The sequence below is a fragment of the Methylobacterium sp. E-012 genome, from assembly GCF_057836545.1.
Genome location: NZ_JBYQEY010000001.1, coordinates 1,331,641 through 1,356,029 on the forward strand (window position 1 = coordinate 1,331,641; position 24,389 = coordinate 1,356,029).

26 protein-coding genes and 1 pseudogene are annotated in these 24,389 nt (G+C 71.9%); 18 read left to right on the forward strand and 9 right to left on the reverse strand.

The window, feature by feature from the left end:
• The first annotated feature begins 12 nt into the window (after nucleotides 1-12).
• Together AC3IF1_RS06285 and AC3IF1_RS06290 are read left to right on the forward strand one after the other, a co-directional pair.
• Nucleotides 13-646: pseudogene (locus tag AC3IF1_RS06285) on the forward strand (sigma-70 family RNA polymerase sigma factor).
• 102 nt (nucleotides 647-748) lie between these two features.
• Nucleotides 749-1,525 (forward strand): anti-sigma factor family protein, encoded by a 777-nt coding sequence (locus tag AC3IF1_RS06290; protein ID WP_489216598.1) that lies wholly within the window; start codon nucleotides 749-751, stop codon nucleotides 1,523-1,525.
• A 60-nt stretch (nucleotides 1,526-1,585) separates the two neighbouring features.
• Here the strand turns inward: AC3IF1_RS06290 and AC3IF1_RS06295 are convergent, their stop codons facing one another.
• Together AC3IF1_RS06295 and AC3IF1_RS06300 are read right to left on the reverse strand one after the other, a co-directional pair.
• Nucleotides 1,586-1,858, reverse strand: a complete 273-nt coding sequence (locus AC3IF1_RS06295) for a Txe/YoeB family addiction module toxin (protein WP_489216600.1) — start codon at nucleotides 1,856-1,858, stop codon at nucleotides 1,586-1,588.
• The gene (locus AC3IF1_RS06300) at nucleotides 1,855-2,184 is read right to left on the reverse strand and encodes a type II toxin-antitoxin system Phd/YefM family antitoxin (RefSeq protein WP_489216602.1); all 330 of its coding nucleotides are present in this window, start codon (nucleotides 2,182-2,184) and stop codon (nucleotides 1,855-1,857) included. Before AC3IF1_RS06300 ends, AC3IF1_RS06295 begins: the two co-directional genes overlap by 4 nt.
• Nucleotides 2,185-2,250: 66 nt before the next feature.
• On the opposite strand from AC3IF1_RS06300, the gene cdd reads away from it, so the two are divergent.
• From cdd to acnA, 5 genes are all read left to right on the forward strand, one after another.
• The gene (cdd, locus tag AC3IF1_RS06305; RefSeq protein WP_489216604.1) at nucleotides 2,251-2,676 is read left to right on the forward strand and encodes a cytidine deaminase; all 426 of its coding nucleotides are present in this window, start codon (nucleotides 2,251-2,253) and stop codon (nucleotides 2,674-2,676) included.
• Nucleotides 2,669-3,502: a purine-nucleoside phosphorylase gene (locus tag AC3IF1_RS06310; RefSeq protein ID WP_489216606.1), complete on the forward strand. Its 834-nt coding sequence runs from the start codon at nucleotides 2,669-2,671 to the stop codon at nucleotides 3,500-3,502. The genes cdd and AC3IF1_RS06310 overlap by 8 nt, the downstream gene beginning before the upstream one ends.
• Entirely contained in the window at nucleotides 3,499-4,230 is a 732-nt protein-coding gene (gene deoC, locus AC3IF1_RS06315; RefSeq protein ID WP_489216608.1) for a deoxyribose-phosphate aldolase, read from the forward strand. Before AC3IF1_RS06310 ends, deoC begins: the two co-directional genes overlap by 4 nt.
• Before the next feature lie 2 nt (nucleotides 4,231-4,232).
• Complete coding sequence (deoA, locus tag AC3IF1_RS06320; protein WP_489216611.1) at nucleotides 4,233-5,558, forward strand: thymidine phosphorylase; 1,326 nt, start codon at nucleotides 4,233-4,235, stop codon at nucleotides 5,556-5,558.
• A gap of 669 nt (nucleotides 5,559-6,227) precedes the next feature.
• On the forward strand, nucleotides 6,228-8,927 hold the full coding sequence (gene acnA / locus AC3IF1_RS06325; protein WP_243973364.1) for an aconitate hydratase AcnA: 2,700 nt from the start codon (nucleotides 6,228-6,230) through the stop codon (nucleotides 8,925-8,927).
• Between the two features lie 275 nt (nucleotides 8,928-9,202).
• On the opposite strand, the gene radA is transcribed toward acnA, so the two are convergent.
• Both radA and alr read right to left on the reverse strand, forming a co-directional pair.
• A complete protein-coding gene (gene radA / locus AC3IF1_RS06330; protein ID WP_243973365.1) occupies nucleotides 9,203-10,639 on the reverse strand; it encodes a DNA repair protein RadA in 1,437 nt (478 codons plus the stop codon).
• 44 nt (nucleotides 10,640-10,683) lie between these two features.
• The gene (alr, locus tag AC3IF1_RS06335) at nucleotides 10,684-11,775 is read right to left on the reverse strand and encodes an alanine racemase (RefSeq protein ID WP_489216615.1); all 1,092 of its coding nucleotides are present in this window, start codon (nucleotides 11,773-11,775) and stop codon (nucleotides 10,684-10,686) included.
• A gap of 279 nt (nucleotides 11,776-12,054) precedes the next feature.
• Between alr and AC3IF1_RS06340 the strand changes: the two genes are divergently transcribed.
• The 7 genes from AC3IF1_RS06340 to AC3IF1_RS06370 all read left to right on the forward strand — a co-directional run bounded on the left by AC3IF1_RS06340 (nucleotide 12,055) and on the right by AC3IF1_RS06370 (nucleotide 17,682).
• Nucleotides 12,055-12,663, forward strand: coding sequence for a CvpA family protein (locus AC3IF1_RS06340; protein WP_243969087.1), 609 nt, complete (start codon nucleotides 12,055-12,057; stop codon nucleotides 12,661-12,663).
• Nucleotides 12,664-12,794: 131 nt separating this feature from the next.
• Entirely contained in the window at nucleotides 12,795-14,264 is a 1,470-nt protein-coding gene (gene purF / locus AC3IF1_RS06345; RefSeq protein ID WP_243969085.1) for an amidophosphoribosyltransferase, read from the forward strand.
• Between the two features lie 163 nt (nucleotides 14,265-14,427).
• Complete coding sequence (locus AC3IF1_RS06350) at nucleotides 14,428-15,177, forward strand: SDR family NAD(P)-dependent oxidoreductase (protein ID WP_489216617.1); 750 nt, start codon at nucleotides 14,428-14,430, stop codon at nucleotides 15,175-15,177.
• 198 nt (nucleotides 15,178-15,375) lie between these two features.
• Nucleotides 15,376-15,786 carry a dihydrofolate reductase gene (locus tag AC3IF1_RS06355; RefSeq protein ID WP_489216619.1) on the forward strand — a complete coding sequence of 137 codons (411 nt, stop codon included), beginning with the start codon at nucleotides 15,376-15,378 and terminating at the stop codon, nucleotides 15,784-15,786.
• Nucleotides 15,787-15,826: 40 nt separating this feature from the next.
• Nucleotides 15,827-16,075 carry a type II toxin-antitoxin system Phd/YefM family antitoxin gene (locus AC3IF1_RS06360; RefSeq protein ID WP_489216621.1) on the forward strand — a complete coding sequence of 83 codons (249 nt, stop codon included), beginning with the start codon at nucleotides 15,827-15,829 and terminating at the stop codon, nucleotides 16,073-16,075.
• Nucleotides 16,072-16,494: a type II toxin-antitoxin system VapC family toxin gene (locus tag AC3IF1_RS06365; RefSeq protein WP_489216624.1), complete on the forward strand. Its 423-nt coding sequence runs from the start codon at nucleotides 16,072-16,074 to the stop codon at nucleotides 16,492-16,494. Before AC3IF1_RS06360 ends, AC3IF1_RS06365 begins: the two co-directional genes overlap by 4 nt.
• A 69-nt stretch (nucleotides 16,495-16,563) precedes the next feature.
• Complete coding sequence (locus tag AC3IF1_RS06370) at nucleotides 16,564-17,682, forward strand: carboxylate-amine ligase (protein WP_489216626.1); 1,119 nt, start codon at nucleotides 16,564-16,566, stop codon at nucleotides 17,680-17,682.
• A gap of 42 nt (nucleotides 17,683-17,724) precedes the next feature.
• Here AC3IF1_RS06370 and der read toward each other — a convergent pair whose 3' ends face one another.
• The 3 genes from der to AC3IF1_RS06385 all read right to left on the reverse strand — a co-directional run bounded on the left by der (nucleotide 17,725) and on the right by AC3IF1_RS06385 (nucleotide 20,514).
• Nucleotides 17,725-19,074 (reverse strand): ribosome biogenesis GTPase Der, encoded by a 1,350-nt coding sequence (gene der, locus AC3IF1_RS06375; RefSeq protein ID WP_489216627.1) that lies wholly within the window; start codon nucleotides 19,072-19,074, stop codon nucleotides 17,725-17,727.
• A 25-nt stretch (nucleotides 19,075-19,099) separates the two neighbouring features.
• A complete protein-coding gene (locus AC3IF1_RS06380) occupies nucleotides 19,100-19,810 on the reverse strand; it encodes a tetratricopeptide repeat protein (protein WP_489220331.1) in 711 nt (236 codons plus the stop codon).
• A gap of 95 nt (nucleotides 19,811-19,905) precedes the next feature.
• Nucleotides 19,906-20,514, reverse strand: coding sequence for an NnrU family protein (locus AC3IF1_RS06385; RefSeq protein WP_489216629.1), 609 nt, complete (start codon nucleotides 20,512-20,514; stop codon nucleotides 19,906-19,908).
• A gap of 376 nt (nucleotides 20,515-20,890) precedes the next feature.
• Between AC3IF1_RS06385 and AC3IF1_RS06390 the strand changes: the two genes are divergently transcribed.
• Nucleotides 20,891-22,042: a hypothetical protein gene (locus tag AC3IF1_RS06390; RefSeq protein ID WP_489220332.1), complete on the forward strand. Its 1,152-nt coding sequence runs from the start codon at nucleotides 20,891-20,893 to the stop codon at nucleotides 22,040-22,042.
• Nucleotides 22,043-22,097: 55 nt separating this feature from the next.
• Complete coding sequence (locus tag AC3IF1_RS06395) at nucleotides 22,098-22,730, forward strand: pyridoxamine 5'-phosphate oxidase family protein (protein WP_489216631.1); 633 nt, start codon at nucleotides 22,098-22,100, stop codon at nucleotides 22,728-22,730.
• On the opposite strand, the gene AC3IF1_RS06400 is transcribed toward AC3IF1_RS06395, so the two are convergent.
• Entirely contained in the window at nucleotides 22,724-22,936 is a 213-nt protein-coding gene (locus tag AC3IF1_RS06400) for a hypothetical protein (protein ID WP_489216633.1), read from the reverse strand. The two genes, AC3IF1_RS06395 and AC3IF1_RS06400, sit on opposite strands and share 7 nt — an antisense overlap.
• 134 nt (nucleotides 22,937-23,070) lie before the next feature.
• On the opposite strand from AC3IF1_RS06400, the gene AC3IF1_RS06405 reads away from it, so the two are divergent.
• Together AC3IF1_RS06405 and AC3IF1_RS06410 are read left to right on the forward strand one after the other, a co-directional pair.
• Nucleotides 23,071-23,373 (forward strand): hypothetical protein, encoded by a 303-nt coding sequence (locus AC3IF1_RS06405; protein ID WP_489216635.1) that lies wholly within the window; start codon nucleotides 23,071-23,073, stop codon nucleotides 23,371-23,373.
• On the forward strand, nucleotides 23,370-23,630 hold the full coding sequence (locus AC3IF1_RS06410) for a hypothetical protein (RefSeq protein ID WP_243969064.1): 261 nt from the start codon (nucleotides 23,370-23,372) through the stop codon (nucleotides 23,628-23,630). The genes AC3IF1_RS06405 and AC3IF1_RS06410 overlap by 4 nt, the downstream gene beginning before the upstream one ends.
• 54 nt (nucleotides 23,631-23,684) lie before the next feature.
• Here the strand turns inward: AC3IF1_RS06410 and AC3IF1_RS06415 are convergent, their stop codons facing one another.
• On the reverse strand, nucleotides 23,685-24,359 hold the full coding sequence (locus AC3IF1_RS06415) for an SOS response-associated peptidase (RefSeq protein WP_489216638.1): 675 nt from the start codon (nucleotides 24,357-24,359) through the stop codon (nucleotides 23,685-23,687).
• Nucleotides 24,360-24,389 lie beyond the last annotated feature (30 nt).

A 24,389-nucleotide genomic window follows, 5' to 3' on the forward strand; every position in this document is an offset into this window, starting at 1 on the left:
CGTTCACACCCCATGGCATCGGATACGCAGACGCACCCCGACATCCTCGACCTGCTGGTGCCCCTGCGGCGCTACGCCCGGTCCCTCACCCGCGACGCCTTGCGGGCCGACGATCTCGTGCACGACACGCTCGTGCGCGCCCTGGAAATGCAGGGCACGCTCCGCCCGAACACCAACCTGCGCACCTGGATGATGACGGTGCTGCACAACGCCTTCATCGACGAGCAGCGCCGCCGGCAGGTCGAGGCGCGCCACGCCGATACGCTGGTGCGGATGGCCGAGGACACGGCGCCCCCGGCCCAGGAGGGGCAGGTCCGCCTCGCCCAGATCCGGCAGGCCTTCCTGACCCTCCCGGAGGAGCAGCGCGCCGCGCTCCACCTCGTCACCCTGGAGGGCATGGCCTATGCCGACGCGGCGTCCGTGCTCGGCATCCCGATCGGCACGCTGATGTCCCGCCTCGGCCGCGGCCGGGCGGCCCTGCGGGCCTTCGAGGAGGGGACCCGGGCTGCCGGGGAATCCGAGGCCGGTGCGACGGCCTCCGAGACGCGGCGCGGGCCGCCCTCCACCCTCCGGCTCGTGGTCTCCGACGCGCCGCCGCGGGGCCGGTCCGCCTGGCCCCCTCCGGCGCGCCGCCGGGGAGTCCTGAGCAGAGGCACGACGATGGACCGGCACCAAGGGGTGCCGGCGCCCACTGACGATTGCGACCGGCGGATCGCCTCCGGGGCACGCTGGATTCGAGGACCCCACGATGATCGATCCGATCACAGACGACGATCTCATCGCCTTCGTCGACGGCCAGATCGACCCGATGCGCCGCCTCGACGTCGAGGCCCATCTGGCCGCCAATCCCGCCGCCGCCGCCCGGGTGATGGCCGAGATGCACGATCGCGACGCCCTGCGGGCCTGCTTCGCCCGGGTCCCGGGGCCCGGGCCCGACCGGACCGTCGTCCTGGCGCGCCGGTTCGACCGCAACCTGCGTTGGCGCCGGGTCGCCGCGCGCCTCAAGCGGGCCGCCGCCATCGCGGTGCTGGTCGGCGCGGGCTGGCTCGCCCATGACGAGATCGGGCGGTTCGGCGTGCCGGACACCCAGGCGGCGACGCCGGATCCGGTCCTGATCGCCGACGCCCGGCAGGCCCGCGCCGTGGCGCAGCTGCGCAAGAGCGTGACGGGACAGGCCGCGGGCCAGGCCGAGGGGCCGGTCTACGATCGGACGCGCCTGCGCGCCGTCACGGGCATCGACCTGCCGACGCTCCCGGACGGCTGGCGGGTGCGCGACATCCAGATCTTCCCCGCCCGCCACGGCACCGGCATCGAGATCGCCCTGGAGGCCGGGGGCTTCGGCGAGGCGTCGCTCTTCGCCACGCGCGGCCTCCGCGGGGGAGCCACGGCCCTCACCGGCTCCGACGACGGCGACGTCATCTCCTGGAACGCGGGCGACACCGCCTACGCGCTGATCGGCCCGCGGGACGACGCGGCGCTGCGGCAGGTGGCGGGTCTGCTCGGGGCTGAGCCGTCGGCGCGCTGAAGCGGTGAAGTCAGACTTCCGGCGCTCGTCCCGACCACATTGCGACAGGCCGCGCCCGCTTCAGGCGTCGTAGTGCCAGCGGCATTGGACAATCTCGAGGACTTGATCCTCTCCGACGCCTTTCACGCGATACACGAGGCGGTGCTCCCCGGTGATCCGGCGCGACCACCATCTTTTGAGGTTGCCTCGCAAAGGTTCGACTTTCCCAACGCCCGAGAAAGGCGTTCGCATGCTGGCCTTGATCAGATCATTGATGCGGACAAGCGTATCCCGGTCGGTCGCCTGCCAGTGCAGGTAATCCTCCCAGGCCGTCACTGACCAGACGAGCTTCACGGCTCGATGAGGCTATGTTCGGTGCCGGCCCCGGCATCAAGCTGTGCGACACCGTCCAGAAGACGCTTGGCATTCGCCGGCGTCGAGAGCAGGTGCAGCGTCTCGCGGATGCTGTCCAGCTCGGCCAGCGGCATGACCACCATGTCTGGGCGGTTCTGCCGGGTCACGATCAGCTCCGCCCGATCCTCCTCGACACGGTCGAGGTAGGTCGCGAGGTGCGCACGGAACTCGGTGTAGCTGACCTGGCTCATACCCATCCTCAGCTGTACAGGATGGTGTACATATTTCGGCCGCGTGTCCGACACAAGGCTGAGCGATGCGCGCATCGCGACGCCTCCTCCGGCCCACCATGACCCTCGACATCCCGCCCCGGCGGGTGCCAAAGATCGGCCATGCAGGCAGCGGATTCGGCACAGGCGGATGAGGGGGCGGCCCTGCTGGCGGCCGCCAAGGCGGTCCGGGAGCGGGCGCACGCGCCCTATTCCCGCTTCCGGGTCGGCGCGGCGCTGCGCGACGAGCGCGGCGTCCTTCATGCCGGTTGCAACGTCGAGAACGCGGCCTATCCGGTCGGGACCTGCGCGGAGGCCGGGGCGATCGCCGCCATGGTGGCGGCCGGCGGGCGGCGCATCGCGGCGATCCTCGTCTGCGGGGACGGCGCGGGCCTCGTGACGCCCTGCGGCGCCTGCCGCCAGCGCATCCGGGAATTCGCGGGGCCGGACACGCCGATCCACGCCGCCACCCCGGAGGGCATCGCCAAAACCTTCACGCTCGCGGACCTGCTGCCGGAATCCTTCGGTCCGGAGACGCTCGGTGAGTGAGGCCGCCGCCCTCGACGCGCTGCGTGCCGCCGGCTTCGCGGGGGACTACGCCTGCGCCCTCGTGACCGGCACCGGCCTCGGCGGGATCGCGGCCGCCCTGGAGGATGCCGTCTCCCTCGCCTACGCGGCGATCCCGGGCTTCCCGGGGGCTGGGGTCAGCGGCCATGGCGGCCGGCTTCATCGCGGCACGCTCGCCGGGCGGCCCGTCCTGGTCTTCGAGGGGCGGGCGCACGCCTACGAGCGGGGCGACCCGGCGGTGATGCGCGTGCCGCTCGCCTGCGCCCGGCATCTCGGGGCACGGCGCCTGCTCCTGACCAACGCCTCCGGATCCCTGCGGCCGGAGACCGGCCCCGGCAGCCTCGTGCTGCTGTCCGACCACATCAACCTCTCCGGCCTGAACCCGCTGATCGGCGAGGCGAGCGACGCCCGCTTCGTGCCGATGACCGAGGCCTACGACCCCGACCTGCGGGCGCGCCTGCGCGCGGCGGCCGGGGCTTGCGGTCTGCCCCTGGGGGAGGGGGTCTACGCGTGGTTCTCCGGCCCGAGCTTCGAGACGCCCGCCGAGGTCCGGATGGCCGGCATCCTGGGGGCCGACCTCGTGGGCATGTCGACGGTGCCCGAGGTCATCCTCGCCCGCTTCCTCGGCTTGCCGGTGGCGGCGGTCTCGGTGGTGACCAACCTCGCCGCCGGGATCGCCGGGGGCACCCCGCACCACGCCGAGACGAAGGCGGTGGCGTCCCGGGCCGCGGCGGATCTCGGCCGCCTGATCCGGGCCTTCGTGGCCGGCTTGCCCGCCGGAGACCTGCCCGCCGGAGACACGCCATGACCGATCCCGAGACCGGCGTGGTCGCCCGCCGGGCGCTGCCGCTCCTCGATCTCACCGATCTCGGCGAGACCTGCACCGAGACGAAGATCGACGCCCTGTGCCGGGACGCGAAGGCCGGCGGTGTCGCCGCGATCTGCGTCTGGCCGCGCTTCGTCGCGCAGGGCGCCCGGGCGCTCTCCGGCACCGGCATCCGGATCGCCACGGTGATCAACTTCCCCGAAGGCGGCGAGGATTGCGCCCGGGCCACCGACGACACCGCCGAGGCCCTGCGCGACGGCGCGGACGAGATCGACCTCGTCCTGCCCTATCGCGCCCTGCAGCGGGGCGATGCGGCGCTCGCCCGCGACATGGTCGAGGCCGTGCGCGACACCTGCGGCGCCGCGACCCTCAAGGTGATCCTCGAGACGGGCGAACTCGCCGATCAGGACACGATCCGGGCGGCGAGCCGGCTCGCCCTGGAGGCGGGGGCCGATTTCCTGAAGACCTCCACGGGCAAGAGCCCGGTCTCGGCGACCCCGGAGGCCGCCGAAGCGATGCTGACGGAGATCCTGGCGCGCGGCAGCCCCGCCGGCCTGAAGGTGTCGGGCGGCCTGCGCAGCGTCGCCGACGCCGCCGCCTATCTCGCCCTGGCCGACCGGATCATGGGGCCCGACTGGGTGACTCCAAAAACCTTCCGGCTCGGGGCGAGCAGCCTGTTCGGCGCCCTGATGCAGGCCCGGGGGCTCTGAGCATGCGCCTCCCGCAGGAAACCATCCGGGCCAAGCGCGACGGCCTGACTTTGGATGCCGCGGAGATCGGGGCCTTCGTCACGGGCCTCACGCGGGGCACAGTCGGCGAGGGGCAGGCGGCGGCCTTCGCCATGGCGGTGTTCTTCCGCGGCCTGGCGCTCCCCGAGCGGGTGGCGCTGACCCGGGCGATGGCGGAATCGGGCCGGGTGCTGACCTGGGCGCTGCCGGGCCCGGTGCTCGACAAGCACTCCACCGGCGGCATCGGCGACACGGTGAGCCTCGTCCTCGCCCCGATGGTGGCGGCCTGCGGCGGCTACGTGCCAATGATCTCCGGGCGCGGCCTCGGCCATACCGGAGGCACCCTCGACAAGCTCGCCAGCATCCCGGGCTACGATGCGACCCCGGGGCTCGACACCTTCCGGGACGTCGTCGCCCAAGTCGGCTGCGCGATCATCGGCCAGACCGCCGACCTCGCCCCGGCCGACCGGCGCCTCTACGCGATCCGCGACGTGACCGGGACCGTCGAGTCGCTGGATCTCATCACCGCCTCGATCCTCTCGAAGAAGCTCGCCGCCGGGCTCGACGGGCTGGTGATGGACGTCAAGCAGGGCTCCGGCGCCTTCATGGCGAGCCTCCCCGAAGCGCGGGCGCTGGCCGAGAGCATCGTCACGGTGGCGGAGGGGGCGGGGCTGCGCACCGCCGCGCTCATCACCGACATGGACGCGCCGCTGGCGAGCGCCGCCGGCAACGCCATCGAGGTCGCCTACGCCATCGCCTATCTGAAGGACCTGCGCCGGGAGCCGCGCTTCCACGCGGTCACGCTCGCGCTGGCCTCCGAGATGCTGGTGGCTGGGGGGCTCGCGCAGCACGTCGAAGGCGCTGCGGAACGGCTCGAAGCGGTCCTGGCCTCGGGCCGCGCGGCCGAGATCTTCGCCGGGATGGTCGCGGCTTTGGGCGGTCCGGCCGATCTCCTGGACGAGCCGGAGAAACACCTGCCCGCCGCGCCGGTGCAGCGGCCGGTCCATCAGGCCGGGACGGTGGCCGGCATCGCGACCCGGGCGATCGGGCTGGCGGTGATCGGGCTCGGCGGCGGCCGGACCCGCCCGGAGGATTCCATCGACCCCCGGGTCGGATTCACGGATCTCGCCGCCCCGGGGTCGTCGGGCGGCCTGCTCGGAATCGTCCACGCGGCCGACGAGGCCGCCGCGGATCGGGCGGAGGCGGCCCTGCGGTCTGCCTACCGGATGGGCGAAGCGCCCGCCGAACGGCCGGCGATCCTCGGATCCGTCAGGGCGCCCCGCGCGACCGTGGCCAAGCGCCCCGTTTAGGCCGGAGGCGGGTCACGGCCGGATCCAGGCGCGTCGGCCTCCCCCGGCCCTTGCCGACGCGGGGCCCATTCTGCCCCGCGGGGGCTGCCGGAACCACACGTCCCAGTCTGCCACCAAGATCTTGAAAACAGCGCGCTTTTCCCCTCCCCCTTGCGGGGAGGGGCCAGGGGCGGGGGTGGTGCAGAAGGTACCGCCGCGCCGCATCCTGCACCACCCCCACCTCCGGCTCCTCCCCGCAAGGGGGAGGAGAGGGCGTCTCGACCAGCGATGTGTGAATGTCGCAGCCCTGGCGGGGAGGAGGGAACCCAGCGGCCGGAGATGTGTGACCCTCCTCCCCCGCAGGAGGGCGAGTCCAGCCGCCCGCGTCTCCCACGCAGATGCGTGAACCCGCTCTCGGGCCATGCCTAGACGGGCGCGCCCCGCCACCCAGACAGGAAAACGCGCCTGTCATCGCGACCCGGTAGCGGCCAGATTCGAAACGTTCTATATCCCTACCTGGCTGCGCCGCGCGGCTCCACGGGCGTCCAAATCGCCCCCGCGCATCGTCTCCTGCCCGGGCACTCCCGGGGCGGCGCGCGCCCGTCGGGCGCTAAACAGGCCGAACACGGATCTCCTAGCGCAGGACTTGCCTGCGCGTGTTCGACAACCGCAGCGAGGATAGAACCAGCCGTGCCCTCACTCGACAGCTTCAAGGCCCGCCAGACGCTCGAAGCCGGCGGCAAGACCTACACCTACTACTCCATCCCCGCGGCCGAGAAGAACGGCCTCGCCTCCGCAACCGCGCTCCCCTTCTCCATGAAGGTGATCCTGGAGAACCTGCTCCGCTACGAGGACGACCGCTCGGTCAAGAAGGCCGACATCGAGGCCGCCGTCGGCTGGCTCGAGCAGAAGGGCAAGGCCGAGGTCGAGATCGCCTTCCGCCCGGCCCGGGTGCTGATGCAGGACTTCACCGGCGTGCCCGCGGTGGTCGATCTCGCGGCCATGCGCGACGCCATGGTGGCGCTCGGCGGCGACCCGCAGAAGATCAACCCGCTGGTGCCGGTGGACCTCGTCATCGACCATTCGGTGATCGTCGACGAGTTCGGCACCCCGAAGGCGCTGGCCGACAACGTCGCCCTGGAATACGAGCGCAACGGCGAGCGCTACACCTTCCTGAAGTGGGGCCAATCGGCGTTCGACAATTTCTCGGTGGTCCCGCCGGGCACCGGCATCTGCCACCAGGTGAATCTGGAATACCTGTCGCAGACCGTTTGGACGAAGTCCGAAGCCGGGTCCGAGGTGGCCTATCCCGACTCGCTCGTCGGCACCGATTCGCACACCACCATGGTCAACGGCATGGCGGTGCTGGGCTGGGGCGTCGGCGGCATCGAGGCCGAGGCGGCCATGCTCGGCCAGCCGCTGTCGATGCTGATCCCCGAGGTCGTAGGCTTCAAGCTGTCGGGCAAGCTGCCCGAGGGCACCACCGCCACCGACCTCGTGCTCACCGTCACCCAGATGCTGCGCAAGAAGGGCGTGGTCGGCAAGTTCGTGGAGTTCTACGGCCCCGGCCTCGACGACATGGCGGTCGCCGACCGGGCCACGATCTCCAACATGGCCCCGGAATACGGCGCCACCTGCGGCTTCTTCCCCGTCGACCGGAAGACCATCGACTTCCTGAAGGTCACCGGCCGGTCCGACGAGCGGATCGCCCTGGTGGAGGCCTATGCCAAGGCGCAGGGCATGTGGCGCGACGCCAACACCCCCGACCCGGCCTTCACCGACACGCTGGCGCTCGACATGGGCGAGGTCCGGCCCTCGCTCGCCGGCCCGAAGCGTCCGCAGGACCGGGTGCTGCTCGACGGCGCCAAGCCCGGCTTCGCGGCCTCGATGGAGAGCGAGTTCAAGAAGGCCGCCGACATCGCGCGCCGTTATCCGGTCGAGGGCACGAACTTCGACATCGGCCACGGCGACGTGGTGATCGCGGCGATCACCAGCTGCACCAACACGTCGAACCCCTCGGTGATGATCGGCGCGGGGCTGCTGGCCCGCAACGCCGTCGCCAAGGGCCTGCGCTCCAAGCCGTGGGTGAAGACCTCCCTCGCCCCCGGCTCGCAGGTGGTCGCCGAGTATTTGGACAAGGCCGGCCTGCAGGAGCCCCTCGACGCGCTCGGCTTCAACCTCGTCGGCTTCGGCTGCACCACCTGCATCGGCAATTCCGGCCCGCTGCCGGAGGCGATCTCCAAGGCGATCAACGACAACGACGTGGTGGCCGCCGCGGTGCTCTCGGGCAACCGCAACTTCGAGGGCCGGGTGAACCCCGACGTGCGGGCGAACTACCTCGCCTCGCCGCCGCTCGTGGTCGCCTACGCGCTGGCCGGCTCGATGCAGATCGACATCACCACGGAGCCCCTGGGCCAGGGTTCGGACGGCAAGCCGGTCTATCTCAAGGACATCTGGCCGTCCTCGGAGGAGGTGCAGCAGTTCATCGAGCAGAACATCACCTCGGCGCTGTTCAAGTCCCGCTATGCGGACGTGTTCGGCGGCGACCAGAACTGGAAGGACGTCGAGGTCACCGAGGCCGAGACCTTCGCGTGGAACCCCGGCTCCACCTACGTGCAGAACCCCCCGTACTTCGTCGGCATGGAGAAGACCCCGAAGCCGGTGGAGGACATCGCCGAGGCCCGCATCCTCGGCCTGTTCCTCGACTCGATCACCACCGACCACATCTCGCCGGCAGGCAATATCCGCGCGGCCTCCCCGGCCGGTGAATACCTGCAGACGCATCAGGTGCGCGTGCAGGACTTCAACCAGTACGGCACGCGGCGCGGCAACCACGAGGTGATGATGCGGGGCACCTTCGCCAATATCCGCATCAAGAACCAGATGGTGCGGGACGCCTCCGGCGGCGTGGTCGAGGGCGGATGGACGCACTTCCAGCCCACCGGCGAGAAGATGTTCATCTACGACGCGGCGATGAAATACGCGGAGCAGGGGACGCCGCTGGTGATCTTCGCCGGCAAGGAATACGGCACCGGCTCGTCGCGCGACTGGGCGGCGAAGGGCACGAAGCTGCTCGGCGTCCGCGCCGTGGTGGCGGAGAGCTTCGAGCGCATCCACCGCTCGAACCTCGTCGGGATGGGCGTGGTGCCGCTGGTCTTCCAGGGCGACACGTCCTGGCAGTCGCTCGGCCTGAAGGGGGACGAGACCGTCACCATCAAGGGGCTGGCGGGCGAGCTGAAGCCGCGCCAGACGCTCACCGCGGAGATCAAGTCCGCCGACGGCTCGGTGAAGCAGGTCCCCCTGACCTGCCGGATCGATACCCTCGACGAGCTGGAATACTTCCGCAACGGCGGCATCCTGCCCTACGTGCTGCGCTCCCTCGCGGCCTGACCGACCGGGCGGATCCCTCCGCTCGCATCACCGACCCGCGCTCCTCCCCCCTCGTGGGGAGGAGCCGGCGGTGGGGAACTCCCGCACCGCCCCGACCCCACCGAACATCCACGGGCTACGGGCCACACCGGTTCCATTCGTGGCCGCAGTCACGCCGTTGCGGCAGGAGGCACCGGTCCCCGCTCCCGCACGGGCGAGGGGCGCGTCGCGGCCTGCAACAGCGCCGGTGCCGCAGACCTGTGTCGTCCGTAGATCCGGGGGGAGGGGAAAGCCCCTCACACCTCCTCGTCGGCGTAGCGCGTCTGGGCCCGCCCGCGCGGTCCGGAGCCCTTCCGCGGCGCGCCCGCGCTGATCCCCGCCACCAGATCGGCGATGTGGCGCAGGGTCTCCACCGACAGGGCCTTGTCGCCCTCGCCGCGTCCCTGCGGAATGAGGGCCTTGGCGAAGCCGAGTTTCTGGGCCTCCTTCAGCCGGGCGCCCGCCTGGGCCACCGGCCGGATCGCCCCGGACAGGCCGATCTCGCCGAAATACACCGTCTCGGGCGGCAGCACCGCCCCCGACAGGGACGAGACCAGGGCGGCGGCCACCGCCAGATCCGCCGCCGGCTCGGTGATCCGTAAGCCGCCGGCGACGTTCAGATAGACGTCGTGGGTGCCGAGCCGGATGCCGCCATGGGCCTCCAGCACCGCCAGCACCATCGACAGCCGGTTCGGGTCCCAGCCGACCACCGCCCGGCGTGGCATGCCCAGCGAAGAGGGCGCCACCAGCGCCTGGATCTCCACCAGCAGGGGCCGCGTCCCCTCCATCCCGGCGAAGACCGCGGTGCCGGCGGCCTGCTGGTCGCGGCCGGCCAGGAACAGGGCCGAGGGGTTGGGCACCTCGGCGAGCCCGGCATCGGTCATCTCGAACACGCCGATCTCGTCGGTGGGTCCGAAGCGGTTCTTCACCGCGCGCAGGATCCGGAAATGGTGGCCCTGGTCGCCCTCGAACGAGGCGACCGCGTCGACCATGTGCTCCACCACCCGGGGGCCGGCGATCTGCCCGTCCTTGGTGACGTGGCCGACCAGGATCACCGCCGTGCCGGTGGTCTTGGCGAAGCGGATCAGGGCCTGGGCCGAGGAGCGGACCTGCGTGACCGTGCCGGGGGCCGATTCCACGGTCTCGGTCCACATGGTCTGGATCGAGTCGATGATCGCCAGGGCCGGCGGCCGGCCCTGGCTCAGGGTCTCGACGATATCCTCGACATTGGTCTCGGCGGCGAGCTGCACCGGGTGCGTGCTGAGGCCCAGCCGCTCGGCCCGCAGGCGCACCTGCCCCACCGCCTCCTCGCCCGAGATGTAGGCGACCCGCTCGCCGGTGCCCGCCATCGCCGCGGAGGCCTGCATCAGCAGGGTCGACTTGCCGATGCCGGGATCGCCGCCGAGCAGGATCACCGAGCCGCGCACGAAGCCGCCGCCGGTCACCCGGTCGAGCTCGCCGATCCCGGAGGGCATGCGCGGCGCCTCCTTGGCCTCGCCGGTCAGCCCCTCCAGCGGGAAGACCCGGCCGCGGGCCCGGGACGGCCGGGTCGCGACCGGCCCGGACTGGCCCGGCGCGGCGGCGGCCTCCTCGACGATCGTGTTCCAGCCGTTGCACGCCTCGCAGCGCCCGCGCCAGCGGTTGTAGACCGCCCCGCAGGACTGGCAGACGAAGGTCTGGTGGATCTTGGCCATTCGGGTCCGGCGCCGGCTGTCCGGCCTGTCCGCGGGGAATCGGTTCAGCCTACATAAGTTCGAACATATCGAGAACCCAGGCCGGTGAGGATCTCGTAGCCGATCGTGCCGGCGGCCTGGCCGACCGTGTCGATATCCAGGCTGTCGCCGATCAGCACCGCCGTCGCGCCGCGCTCGGCCGCGGGCGCCGCGGTGACATCGAGGATGATCAGGTCCATGGAGACGAGGCCCAGGATCGGGCAGGGCACGCCGCCGACCAGGGCTTGACCCCGCCCGCTGATCGCCCGCGGAAACCCGTCGGCGTAGCCGAGCGACAGTGTCGCCAGCCGGCTCGGGGCGGGGGCGGTCCAGCGGCCGTTGTAGCCGGCCGTGGCGCCGGTCTCCACCGCGCGCACCTGGGCGATCAGGGCCTCCAGCCGGACGACGGGGCACATCGGGTTGATGGATCCCGGCCTCGGGTTGCCGCCGAACAGGGCGTAGCCCGGCCGCAGCAGGTCGTGCCCGGCACCGTCGAGGAACACCCCCGACGAATTCGCCAGCGAGGCAAGCAGGTGCGGATAGGCCGCCCGGACCCGGGCGAAATCGGCGATCTGCCGGGCATTGACCGGGTCCTCCGGCTTCTCCGCGCTGACGAAGTGGCTCAGCAGCAGGTCGATGCCGCAGGCGGCGATGCCCGGGGTGCCGGCCAGCTCCAGCGCCTCCGGCACCGGCAGCCCCAGGCGGTTCATGCCGGTATCGACGTGGAGCGCCGCGGGCCGGCGTCCGGCCGAGAACGAAGCCCAGTCCGCCATCTCCGCGACACTCCCGAGCACCGGGCGCAGCCCGTGCGCCGCGTAGGCCTCGAGGGTGCCCGGGAGCAGGCCGTTCAGGACGTAGATCGCCGCCTCCGGCAGGACGGCCCGGGCGGCGACCCCCTCCGACAGGTGGGCGACGAAGAACGTCCGGCACCCGGCCGCCCACAGGGCCGGCCCGACCCGCCCGATCCCGCAGCCATAGGCATCGGCCTTCACCACGGCGGCGCAGGGGGCGCCCCCTCGGTCGGCCAGGATCCGCCAGTTCGCCACGATCGCCCCGAGGTCGATCGTCAGGCGGGCGCCGTGGGCGCCGATCTCCCTCACAGCTCCGCTTTCGGCCACACAGACTGCCTCCTGCCTCTCGCCGCCGGTATCCCGGAAGCACAGGCCGGACCCATAGCACCGGGACGTCATTCGGGTGGAGCGGAGCCACGCGCATGCCGCCTTGCGCTCATGGCGTGGCGGCGCGGATGCGGGGGGCTGATGCACGGACGGCACAGGCCTCAGCCGACGCCCGCACCCCAGGGTGACGGCCGAGGTTCGCCTTGGTATACTTCGCCCCCGGTCCCGGGGAGCCGCATGGCCGCCGCGGCATCCCCACTGGTGCCTAAAAGTTCACAGATGCCGTTTACCGTCCTGGATCTCGTCGTGCTCGGCATCGTCGCGGTCTCCGCGCTGCTCGCGGCCGTGCGTGGCGTCACCCGCGAGGTGCTGGCGATCGTCGCCTGGGTGGCGGCCGCCGCCGTCGCCTGGACGCTCTATCCGATGCTGCTTCCCACGGTGAAGCAGCACGTGAGCAGCGACACCGTGGCGCTCGTCGCTTCCATCGCGGCGATCTTCCTGGGGACCTTGATCGTGGTGTCGATCATCACGGTGAAGATCTCGGACGTGGTCCTGGATTCGCGCATCGGCGCGGTCGACCGCTCGCTCGGCTTCCTGTTCGGGGCGGCGCGCGGCTTCCTGATCTGCGTGATCGGCTGGGTGTTCCTGTCCTGGCTGGTGCAGGGCAAGGTGCCCGACTGGGCCGCGCAGGCGCGTTCGCGCCCGATGCTGGAGAAATCCGGCGACGCCCTGGTGGCGCAGCTCCCCGAGAATCCGGAAGGCTTCCTGAAGCAGTTCAAGAAGCCCAAGGTCGTCACCCCGCCCAACGAGGCCGCCGACGCCCCCGCCGAGACCGACCCGGTGCCCCAGCGCCGGACCGAGACCGCACCGGCCCCGACGCGACGCTGATCTGCGGTATTCGCCGTAGGCTGCGGCGCGTGGAACGCCTAGATAGCGGGTCCGGTGACGAACGGATTGCATCCGCGGCGACCGGCGCGCCGGCCCGTCGCCGCCGGGACCCGTGAGGGATCGACCGCAGCATGTCACACGCCGCCAACCCGCAGGCCGATTTCGATCTCGACGGCGATACGCTCCGCGAGGAGTGCGGCGTCTTCGGCATCTTCGGCCATCCGGAGGCCTCGGCCATCGTGGCTCTGGGCCTGCACGCCCTGCAGCACCGGGGTCAGGAGGCGGCCGGCATCGTCTCCTTCGACGGTTCGGTGTTCCATTCCGAGCGGCGCCCGGGCCTCGTGGGTGACTCGTTCTCGGACGGCGAGACCATCGCCCGCCTCAAGGGCCGCGCCGCCATCGGGCACGTGCGCTACTCGACCACCGGCGGGACGATCCTGCGCAACGTCCAGCCGCTCTTCGCCGAACTCGCCAGCGGCGGCCTCGCGGTCGCCCATAACGGCAATCTCACCAACGCCCTGTCGATCCGCCGGGACCTCGTGCGCGACGGCGCGATCACCCAGTCGACCTCCGACACCGAGGTGATCCTCCACCTCGCGGCCCGCTCCCGGAAGCCGCGGATCGTCGAGCGCTTCATCGACGCCCTGCAGGCGATCCAGGGCGCCTACGCCATCGTGGCGCTCACCAACAAGAAGCTGATCGGCGCCCGCGACCCGCTGGGCATCCGCCCGCTGGTGCTGGGCGAGCTCGACGGCCGCTACCTGCTGGCCTCCGAGACTTGCGCGCTGGACATCATCGGCGCCCGCTACATCCGCGACGTCGAGAACGGCGAGGTCGTGGTGATCTCCGAGGACGGCGTCGAGTCGATCCGCTTCGCCGACGCGATGCCGATGCGGCCGTGCATCTTCGAGTACATCTATTTCGCCCGGCCGGATTCGGTGGTGAACGGCAAGAGCGTCTACGCGGTGCGCAAGGCGATCGGCCGGGAACTCGCCCGCGAGGCTGCGGTGGCCGCCGACATCGTCGTGCCGGTGCCCGATTCCGGTGTCCCCGCGGCGCTGGGCTTCGCCCAGGAGACCGGCATCCCGTTCGAGATGGGGATCATCCGCAACCACTATGTCGGCCGGACCTTCATCCAGCCGACCCAGTCGGTGCGCGAACTCGGCGTGCGGATGAAGCACTCGGCCAACCGCGCGGCGATCGAAGGCAAGAGCATCGTGCTGGTCGACGACAGCCTCGTGCGCGGCACCACCTCGGTGAAGATCGTCCGGATGATGCGCGAGGCCGGTGCCGCCGAGGTGCATTTCCGGATCGCCTCGCCGCCGATCACCTATCCGGACTTCTACGGGATCGACACGCCCGAGCGGGAAAAGCTGCTCGCCGCGACCCACGACCTCGAGGGCATGCGCAGGTATATCGGCGCGGATTCGCTGGCCTTCCTGTCGATCCCCGGCCTCTACCGGGCGATGGGCGAGGAGGCGCGGGATTCGGCCTGCCCGCAATACACCGACCATTGCTTCACGGGCGACTACCCGACCGGCCTGACCGATCTCTCCATCGCCGGCCCGAAGCGCTTCGCCATGCTGGCCGAGGCGGACTGACCTCGCGAGACGGGGTTCCCAAAGGGCAAGCCCTTTGGCGCGGTGCAGGGGCGGAGCCCCTGGGTCTTTGCACGGGCCCACCCCGCCCCCGCAAAAGGTCACGGACCTTTTGAAACCGGAATTTTTCGGCCCTCCTGGCGCTGAAATGCGCTAGGTCCACGGCATGGCTGATCCTCAGAGAAAGCTCGAAGGCCGCGTCGCGGTCGTCACCGGCGCATCCCGCGGCATCGGGCGCGCCGCCGCCCTGGCGCTCGCCGGGGCCGGCGCCCACGTGATCGCGGTGGCCCGCACGGTCGGCGCCCTGGAGGAGCTGGACGACGCCGTCCGGGCGGCCGGCTCCAGCGCCACCCTGGTGCCCTTCGACCTCGCCGATTACGAGGCGATCGACCGCCTCGGTGCGGCGATCAACGAGCGCTGGAAGCGCCTCGACATCCTGGTCGGCAATGCCGGCCTCCTCGGCGCGCTCATGCCGATCGGCCACATCACCCCGAAGGTCTGGGGCCAGGTGATGGACGTGAACGTCACCGCCAACTGGCGCCTGATCCGCTCGCTGGACCCGCTGCTGCGCATGTCCGATGCCGGCCGGGCGATCTTCGTCTCCTCGGGGGCGGCCTCGAAATGCCGGGCCTATTGGGGGCCCTATTCGGTCTCGAAGGCCGCGCTGGAGGCGCTGGTGCGCACCTATGCGGCCGAGAACGAGAGCACCGCCATCCGGACGATGCTGCTCAACCCGGGGCCGCTGCGCACCGGCATGCGCCGCTCGGCCATGCCGGGCGAGGATCCCGAGACGCTCAAGACGCCCGAGGACCTCGCCCCCCACTTCGTGCGGCTGGCCGCGCCGGACTGGAGCGAGACCGGCAAGCTCTACGATTTCCCCACCGACCGGGTGCTGCAGTTCCGCGCGCCCGAATGACCTGACCTGTTGTTGCGCAACACCTGATCCCACCCAACACCCTCATCCTCAGGTGCCCGCGCCAGCGGGCCTCGAAGGAGCCCTCCAGGTGGCGCGCGATCTCTGGAGCCCTCCTTCGAGGCTGCTGCGCAGCACCTCAGGATGAGGGGATGGGTGGGATCCGCGTGGTGCGCTGGCTTGGCGAACCGGACCAAACATATGATCGACGTCCGCTGCATCTGTGCGATCGGCCTGCGCGGCCAGCTCGGCCTGAACGGGCATCTGCCCTGGGAGGGCAACACCGACCCGCTGTTCGTGGAGGACGTGACGCGCTTCTTCGCGCTGACCATGGGCCACGTGCTGATCGCCGGGCCGAAGACCGTGGCCTCGGTCCCGGACTTCGCCTTCAAGGACCGCACCATCGACGTGATCCGCAGCCACGAGGATCCGGAAGCGGTGCTCACGCGCTACCCGGGCCGGCGGATCTTCGTCGGCGGCGGCATCGCGGTGTGGAACGTCTACGCCAAGTACATCCAGAACTGGGACATCACCCGCCTGCCCTACGACGGCGAGGCCGACCGCTGGTTCGACCCGGCCTGGCTGGTGGGCGGGGCGCTGCGGACAGCCTGAATCTCTGGACAGGGCTCCGGCGCGCTTCCTATCATCGGGTATGAGCGAGCACAGCGTCCAGGACGCGGAGCGAAACCTCACGGACCTGATCGACCGCGCGCTCGCGGGCGAGGGCGTCGTGATCACGCGTGACGGGCGACCGGTGGCGACGCTGAGCCCGATCCGTCGAGCCGGACGTCCGATCACCGCCGAAGACCTGGATTGGCTCGCCCTGCGGCGCGTGCCGATGCGGGCACCCGTGCAGGATGCCGGGCCGCTGGTCTGCGCCCTTCGCGACGACGAGTGGTGAGGGCCGACCTCGACGCCCGGGTCTTGGTCGCCCTGCTGACGGACGACCCGCTGACGGCACGCGCCGACGCGCTCTTCCGGGCCTTGGCGCCCATCCCCGTGGTCAGCAACTTCGCGGCGGCGGAATTCGCGTCCGCCCTCGGCCGTCGGGTGCGAACGGGCGAGATCGCTGCCGAACGTGCACGGATGACCTTCGCGGATCTCGACGGCTGGAGCGACACGGTCGCCGAGCGTGTCGACCTCGGCCCGACGGATGCGGCGGCCGCTGCAAGCTTCCTGCGCCGCCTCGACATCACGCTTCGGACGCCCGATGCCCTTAACATCGCCCTGTGCCGGCGCGTCTCCGCAACGTTGGCGACGTTCGACGACAAGATGGCTGCCGTCGCGCGCACCCTCGGCCTTCCGGTCGTTGCCGGATAGGTCGTCGCGCCACCGTCGAAACCAACCCTGCTGCTGCTATGTGGGTGCGATGGCCGGCCGGAGACGCAGATGAGCGCCCATAGCTACCGCTTCGGCATCGAGGAAGAATACTTCCTCGCCGATGCCGAGACCCGCGGCACGCCCCGGGGCGATCTGGCCGGCTTCCACGCCCGGGTGAAGGCGGAGCTGCCAGAGACCGGGCGCGAACTGGTCGCCGCCCAGGTCGAGCTCTGCACGCCGCCCCTCGACGATGCGCAGGCCGCGCGAGAAAACCTGGGCGGGCAGCGGGCGCAACTCGCCGGCATCGCGGCGGAGAACGGTCTCAGCCTGATCGCCTGCGGCACCCACCCGCTCGCCCGCTGGTCGCGCCAGACCGCCACGGACGGCGCGCGCTATCAGGGCATCCTGTCGGATGTCGGCATCGCGGCCCGGCGGGCGTTGATCTGCGGCATGCACGTCCATGTCGAGGTGCCCGACCCCGACGCGCGGGTCGACCTGATGAACCGGCTGCTGCCGTTCCAGCCGCTGCTGCTGGCGCTGTCGGCCTCCTCGCCGTTCTGGCAGGGGGAGGCGACCGGGCTGATGGCCTACCGGCTCAGCGTGTTCGGGGAGTTGCCCCGCACCGGCCTGCCCGAGCTCTTCGCCGACGCGGCCGCCCACGCGCGGTTCGTGGATATCATGACCCGCTCGGGTGCCATTGCCGATGCGAGCTTTCTATGGTGGTCCCTGCGCCCCTCGATCAAGTTCCCGACCCTGGAACTGCGCATCGCCGATGCCTGCACCCGCCTCGACGATTGCCTGTGCGTCGCCGCTCTGTACCGCTGCCTCGTGCGCCTGTGCGTGCGCCGGCCGGAACTCAATGCCGGCCTGACCAGCGTCTCGCGGGCGCTGGCCTCGGAGAACCTGTGGCGGGCCCAGCACAGCGGCGTGCGCGCGAGCCTGATCGACGAGGCAACAGCGGAAGCGGTGTCGTTCCCCGAGGCCCTGGAGGCTCTGCTCGCCCTGGTGGCGGAGGACGCCACGGCGCTTGCCTGCACCGCGGATGTCGCCCGTGCCCGGGCAATCGTCGCGGACGGCACCAGCGCGGACGGGCAGGTCGCGGCGTACGAGGCCGCGCTGGCCGACGGGAAGGACGAGCGCGCCGCCCTCGCGGCGGCCGTGGACTGGATCGCCGAAGCGGCCCGCTGACGTTGATGCGGACGTGCCGGGGATCCTGCCGTTCGGCCGCCGTCAGCCCTTGTCGAACGGGTTCTGCGAGGTTCGCAAGCTCAGGCGGATCGGCGTGCCCGGCAGCTCGAACGCCTCGCGCAGGCCGTTGACTAGGTAGCGGGTGTAGGATTTCGGCAGGGCGTTGAGCTGGTTGCCGAACAGGGCGAAATGCGGCGGCCGGCTCTTCACCTGGGTGGCGTAGCGGATCTTGATCCGCCGGCCCGACACCGCCGGGGGCGGGTTGCGCGAGGTCGCCTCGTTCAGCCAGTCGTTGATGCGCGAGGTCGAGATCCGCTTGTCCCAGACTTCCGCCGCCTGGACCACCGCCTGCATCAGCTTGTCGACGCCGTCGCCGGCCAGCCCCGAGAGCGGCACCACCGCGACGCCGCGCACCTGGGGCAGCAGCCGGGTGCAATCCTCGCGCAGCTGCTTGAGCAGGCCCGGCTGGTCGGCGACGAGGTCCCACTTGTTGAGGCCGATCACGAGGGAGCGGCCCTCGCTCTCCACGAGGTCGACGATGGTCAGATCCTGCTTCTCGAACGGGATCGTGGCGTCCAGGAGCACCACCACCACCTCGGCGAAGCGCACGGCGCGCAACCCGTCCGAGACCGCGAGTTTCTCCAGCTTGTCGTCGATCCGGGCGCGGCGGCGCATGCCGGCGGTGTCGTGCAGCTTGATCCGGCGCCCGCGCCATTCCCAGTCCAGCGAGATCGAATCGCGGGTGATGCCGGCCTCGGGGCCGACCAGCAGCCGATCCTCGCCGAGCATGCGGTTGATCAGGGTGGACTTGCCGGCATTCGGCCGGCCCACGATGGCGACCTTTAGGGCGCGGCCGCCGGGGGCGTCCGCGTCGGCGTCGTCCTCGTCGTCGGTCTGGGGCAGGGCGCCCTTCAGCGCCTCGTGCAGCTCGCCCAGGCCCTCGCCATGCTCGGCCGAGAACGGGATCGGGTCGCCGAGCCCGAGGGTGAAGGCCTCGTAGGCCCCGGCAAGCCCGGTGCCGCCCTCGGCCTTGTTGGCGATCAGGATGACCGGGCAGCCGGCGCGGCGCACCTGCTCGGCGAAGGGCTGGTCGGCCGGCAGCACCCCGGCGCGGGCGTCGATGACGAACAGCACCACGTTGGCGGCGAGGATCGCCGCCTCGGTCTGCATCCGCATCCGGCCCATGAGGGTCGCGGCGTCCGACTCCTCCAGGCCGGCGGTGTCGATCACCCGGAACCGGAGGCCGCCGAAGGTCACGTCGCCCTCCCGCCGGTCGCGGGTCACGCCCGGGCGGTCGTCGACCAGCGCGAGCTTCTTGCCCACAAGGCGGTTGAACAGGGTCGACTTGCCGACGTTCGGCCTCCCGACGATCGCGACGGTCGGCATGTCCATGGTGTGTCTCGAAGTCCGAAGCGAATCAGCGTGTGATCGGCGGGGGCGGGGCGGCGGGTTCGGGCTTGGCCTCGGTCACCGTGACGGGGCCGCCCGCGACGATCGCCGCGTAGACCTCGATGCGCTCGCGCAGGTTCCGGGGGGTGTCGGGATCGGCCACGATCTGGTCGAACCAGCGCCCGGCCTCCTCGTAGTCGCCCTTCTTGAGGGCGGCGAGGCCCAGCATCTCGCGGGCGGTGTGGCGGAACGGGGTGCCGGCGGCCAAGCCCTGCAGGTTGGCGAGCGCCGGATCCGGGTTCGGCCCGTCGAGGCGCAGCAGTGCGGCGCGTAGGCGCGCGAGGTCGCGCAGGCCATCGCCGAGGCCGGTATCGCCGGCGAGCGTGTCGAATTCCGCGGCCCCCGCCGCCGGGTCCCGCTTGCTGGTCTCGGCCGCCGCGCGGAACCGGGCGAGGAGGCGGTAGCCCGCAGGGCCCTGCGCCTCCAGGGCGTCGAACGCCTTGTCGGCGTCGGCGACTTTGCCGTCCCGGGCCAGGCGGTTGGCGTCGTCGAACTGCACCGAGGCGGTCTCGGCGGCCACGCGCTGCTGATTCTGCCAGTAGCGCCAGCCGGCGACGCCCGCCACCACGAGCACGGCGAGCGCGATGATCACGCCGCTGTAGCGCTTCCAGATCTGGAGGATCCGGTCGCGGCGGTAATCCTCGTCGACCTCGCGGAGGAACTCGTTGTTCTCGGCCATCATGTCCCGGCCCGCATGATTTCAGCGGGCCACCTCGTACCTCGATCGGGCCCCGCGCCTAACACACGGGGGCCGCGATGGCGACAGGGCGCGTCTCAGGCGGTCCCCGGCCAGACCGAAACGCCGATCAGCGGGTAGTGCAGGTAGCGGGCGAAGACGAACCAGGCGGCCGTGCCGATCACCAGGGCGAGGATGTCGTTGCGCCAGCCCATCGGGGCCGCGACGGCGCCGCCGTGCTGGGCCACCACCGCCCCGGGGGCCAGCGCCCGGGGCTTGGCGCTGATCCGGGCCGCCACCGCCCAGGCCAGGAAGCCGCCGAACAGGAGCATCGAGCCGAGGTCGCCGTTGGCGAGGAGGTGCGCGGTCGCCCAGATCTTCACGGCGAGGAGCATCGGGTGCTTGGCCTTCGCCCGGATATGGCCCGGCAGATATGCGGCGGCGAGGCAGATGAAGGCGAGCCAGACGAGGGTCAGCGCCAGGTGGCGCGTCCAGACCGGCGGGTCCCAGACCGGAATGTAGCCGGCGAGCCGGTAATCGTGGAAGCCGATCCCGACCAGCACCAGCCCCAGCAGCGACAGGGCGGTGTAGCCGAGCTTGTACCGATTCTCGCCGATCCGGCCCACGATCGCGGCGCGCCGGTGGCGGGCCATCGAGAAGGCGTGCGTGCCCAGGAACAGCACGAGCCCGAGGATTAGGAGAAGCATGAGGAACTTTCGGACGGCGGCCGGACGGCAAGCACTCTGTAACGGTTCTCAACCGAATCTCGGGCGCTTTGTCCAGGCGCGGCCGGGACGCACCCGGATGACCACCATGGGCTGGGCGTATCGGTTGACCAGGCGGGTGCTCACGGCGACGCCGCTTCTCCCGCCCCCTCCGGCGGGGGAGGGGACCCTCGGAAGCCGGGCGGGGCGGGACGAAGTCCCGCAAGAGGGGCCGCGCGACGCTGCCATTTTGAACTCTCGGGGCGACCGCTCCGGCACCCGCGCTCCCCTCCCCCGACCCGGCCTGACGGCCGGCCCACCCGCCCCCGCAGAGAGGGGAGGGAGCCGGCTGCGTCCCGGCCTGCGCGCCGCGACGGTCCTGGTGGTCCCCCTGCTCTTGTCCCCGGCGGCCCGGGCCGCCTCCGAGCCGCCCCTGACCGCCCTGACGCTGGTCGGGCCGCCGTCGCCGGTCTTCAAGGCCGGGCGCGATGCCTGCGACGGGGCCGATGTCCCGGATGCGCCGGCGCGCGCCTTTCGCGATGCGTCCGGCGCGGTGGCGCTCTACGGCCTGCACTACCGCAACCGGGCGCTCCGGGGCCCGGATCTCGGCCATCTCACGATCGACTGCACAGTGGTGCTCGATTCGGGCGAGAAGTCCGATCCGGCGGCCTATGACGACCGGTCCTGGATCACCGCGACCTGGACCGAGGATGGCACCCGCGTCGCCGCGCTCCTGCACCACGAATACCAGGCCAACGAGCATCCCGGCCGCTGCCCGGCCGGTTCCTACATGGCCTGCTGGTACAACACGATCACCGCCGCCGCCTCGACCGATGGCGGGCGCGGCTTCACGCGGCAGAGCCCGCCGGTGGTGGTGGCCGGCGCCCCGTTCCGGCAGGAGGTCGACCAGGGGCGGCACCGGGGCTTCTTCAACCCCTCGAACATCGTCGCGGACGGGCGCTGGCGCTATGTCATGGCCTCGACCACGGGCTGGACCCGCCCCGGCAGCGACCAGGAGGCGGGCGTCTGCCTGTTCCGCAGCGACGATCCCGCCGACCCGACCCGCTGGCGCGCCTGGACCGGCACCGGCTTCACCGCCGCCTTCCCGGATCCCTACCGGGCGCCGGCGCCCAGGCCCGCCACCTGCCGGCCGGTGGGGCCGTTCCCGGGTCCGGTCGGGGCGGTGGTCCGCCACCGGGCCAGCGGCGCCTGGATCGCGGTCTTTATGGCCAAGGCCGGCGAAGGTTTCGCGCGCTCCGGCTTCTACTGGACCAGCTCCCGCGACCTGATCGCCTGGGACAGCCCGCGCCTGCTCGTCGCGGGCGCGACCCTCTACGACGATCCCTGCACGGCGACCGGGCCGCTGATCGCCTACCCGTCGCTCCTCGACCCGGATGCACGGGGGCGCAATTTCGACGATGTCGGCGACTCGGCGCTCCTGACCTATGCCAGCCTGCGGACCGAGGGCTGCACGATCACCTCCGACCGGGACCTGCTGCGCCGCCCGGTGGCGATCCGGGTCTGGCCCTGATCGCCCTTGACGCGGCCGCCCCTACCGGGCGAGTCGGGGGGGCGACGAGGTACCCATGGACGCCGAAACGCCCGATCCCTCCGCGACCTCCGATGCGACGGCGCTGCGCGCGCAGTTCGGCGCCGTCGGGCCCCTGGCGGCCCGCAAGGTGCTCGACCATCTCGACGCCTACGCCCGGCGGTTCATCGCCCTGTCGCCGTTCGTGGTGGTGGCGAGCGCCGATGCCGCGGGCAACGTCGATGCCAGCCCCCGGGGCGACGCGCCGGGCTTCGTGGCCGTCCCGGACCCGCGCACCCTGGTGATCCCGGATCGGCGCGGCAACAACCGGATCGACACGTTCGTCAACCTGCTCGACAGCCCCGGGCTCGGGCTGATCTTCCTGGTGCCGGGGATCAACGAGACCCTGCGGGTGAACGGCACCGCCGCGATGACGCGCGATCCGGCGCTGCTCGAACCCCTGGCCGCCGAGGGCAAGGTCCCGGCGGCGGGACTCGTGGTGCAGGTGCGGGAGGCGTTCTTCCACTGCGGCAAGGCGATGATCCGCGCCGGCCTCTGGGATCCGGCGCGCCACGTCGCGCGCAGCACCTTCCCGAGCCTCGGCCGCATCCTCGCCGAGCAGACGGCGGCCGCGGAGGTCGCGGATGCGGAGGCGTCGATCGCCGAGGCCTACCGGACGCGGCTCTACTGACTGGGACCCATGGCGGCCGCCAGGGACGGCGCGGCCCGGCCGCCCGGAACGCCGATCCGCTGGCAGACCACGGTGCCCAGGGCCACGCTCAGCATCAGCGCGGTGGCCGAGAGCATCAGAGTGGTGGCGCGGGCATAGGCGCGCCCCACGTGGATCAGCAGGCAACCGAAGGCGAAGATCGCGATGGCCGGGAACAGGTGCGACACGGCGGCGTCCTCTCGGGCGGATGGATGGGCGGTCCGGGCCGGCCGGGATCGGGCTTCACCGTCGTCCGGTTAACGTGAAAACCCGGTTAACGTCGGGTATACGGGGTCTCCCACCGGCCGTGAGAGGGTCGCACATGCGCGCATCGAGGGTGCTTGAGACGACGAGCGGGCCGCCGGGCGCCCCGCTCGCCCGCGATGCGGCGGTGCTCGGCGCCGGCGCCGTCGGGGCCGGGGCGGTGGGCGCCTCGGCGATCGGCGCGCTGGCCCTCGGGGTGGTGGCCTTCGGCGCGGTGGCGCTCGGGGCCTTCGCCATCGGCCGTCTCTCCGTGGGCCGCGCCCGGATCGGCGCCCTGGAGGTCGGGTCGCTGGAGATCGACAGGCTCACGGTCCGGTCGCTGCGCCTGCCGGAGCGGGATCGCGGAGGGGAGCCGCTATGACCGAGACGAAGCCGCCCTTCCGCCCCGCCGACGCGGTGGACATCCTCGGCGAGGTGGAGGGCGATTTCGTCCTGCCGCTCTGCCTGCCCCAGCCCAACCTGCTGATCGGCGAGGATCTCGCCGTGGTCGTGCTCGACACGATCCACGGCCAGCGGGTCGGCCTGCCCCTCAGTCCACAGGGCGCGGCGGACCTCCACACGGTGCTGGGCGAGGCCATCCGCCTGCTGCAGGGACGGCACGGCGACCCGGTTCAGTGACGGCCGCGGCCGCCACGGGCCGTGCGGGCGGGTGAGGGCCGGGCCGACCGCGGTTCAGGGCGCGTCCTCCGCCTCCGGGTCGGGCCCGTCCGACCGCGCCCCCCGGGCCACCTCGTGCAACTTCGGATCCGGCAGCGGGCGCTGCAGGCGGAGCGCCTCCGCGGCCGGCGCTTCGAGCCAGGTCGCCCATTCCTCCGGTGTCGTGAGCAGGACCGGCATCGCCTTGGGATGAACCGGTCCGACGACGCCGTTGGCCTCCGTGGTCAGGAAGGCGAACAGCGTGTGCTCCGCCTCGACCCGATCCGGGTTCTCGCGCTTCGTCCCCCGGATGCCGGTCCAGGGCCGCCAGATCCCCGCGAAGGCGAAGAGCGGCCGGTCCGCCCCGAGGGCGAACCAGACCGGCGTCTTGCGCGGCTTGGTGTCGGCATATTCGCTGAAGGCGGTGGCCGGCACGAGGCAGCGATGGCCGACCCCCAGCCAGGGCCGCCAATGCGGGCTCCCGACGTTGCGCACGTTGGTGACCAGGGGTTCGCCGAACGCCTTCGGACCGGGCATGCCCCAGCGCAGCATCGCGAGGGTCCGTCCGGCCTCGCCGGTCCGGACGACCGGCGCCATCTGGTCGGGGAAGATCGCCGGCAGCGGCGGCAGGTTGCCGGTGCGGTCCTGCGCGATTCCGAGGGCGCGGCGCAGCGCCGCCGGTCCGGTGCGCAGGCTGTAGAGATTGCACATGGCGCGTCCCGCCGGTCCGGACCGCGGCCC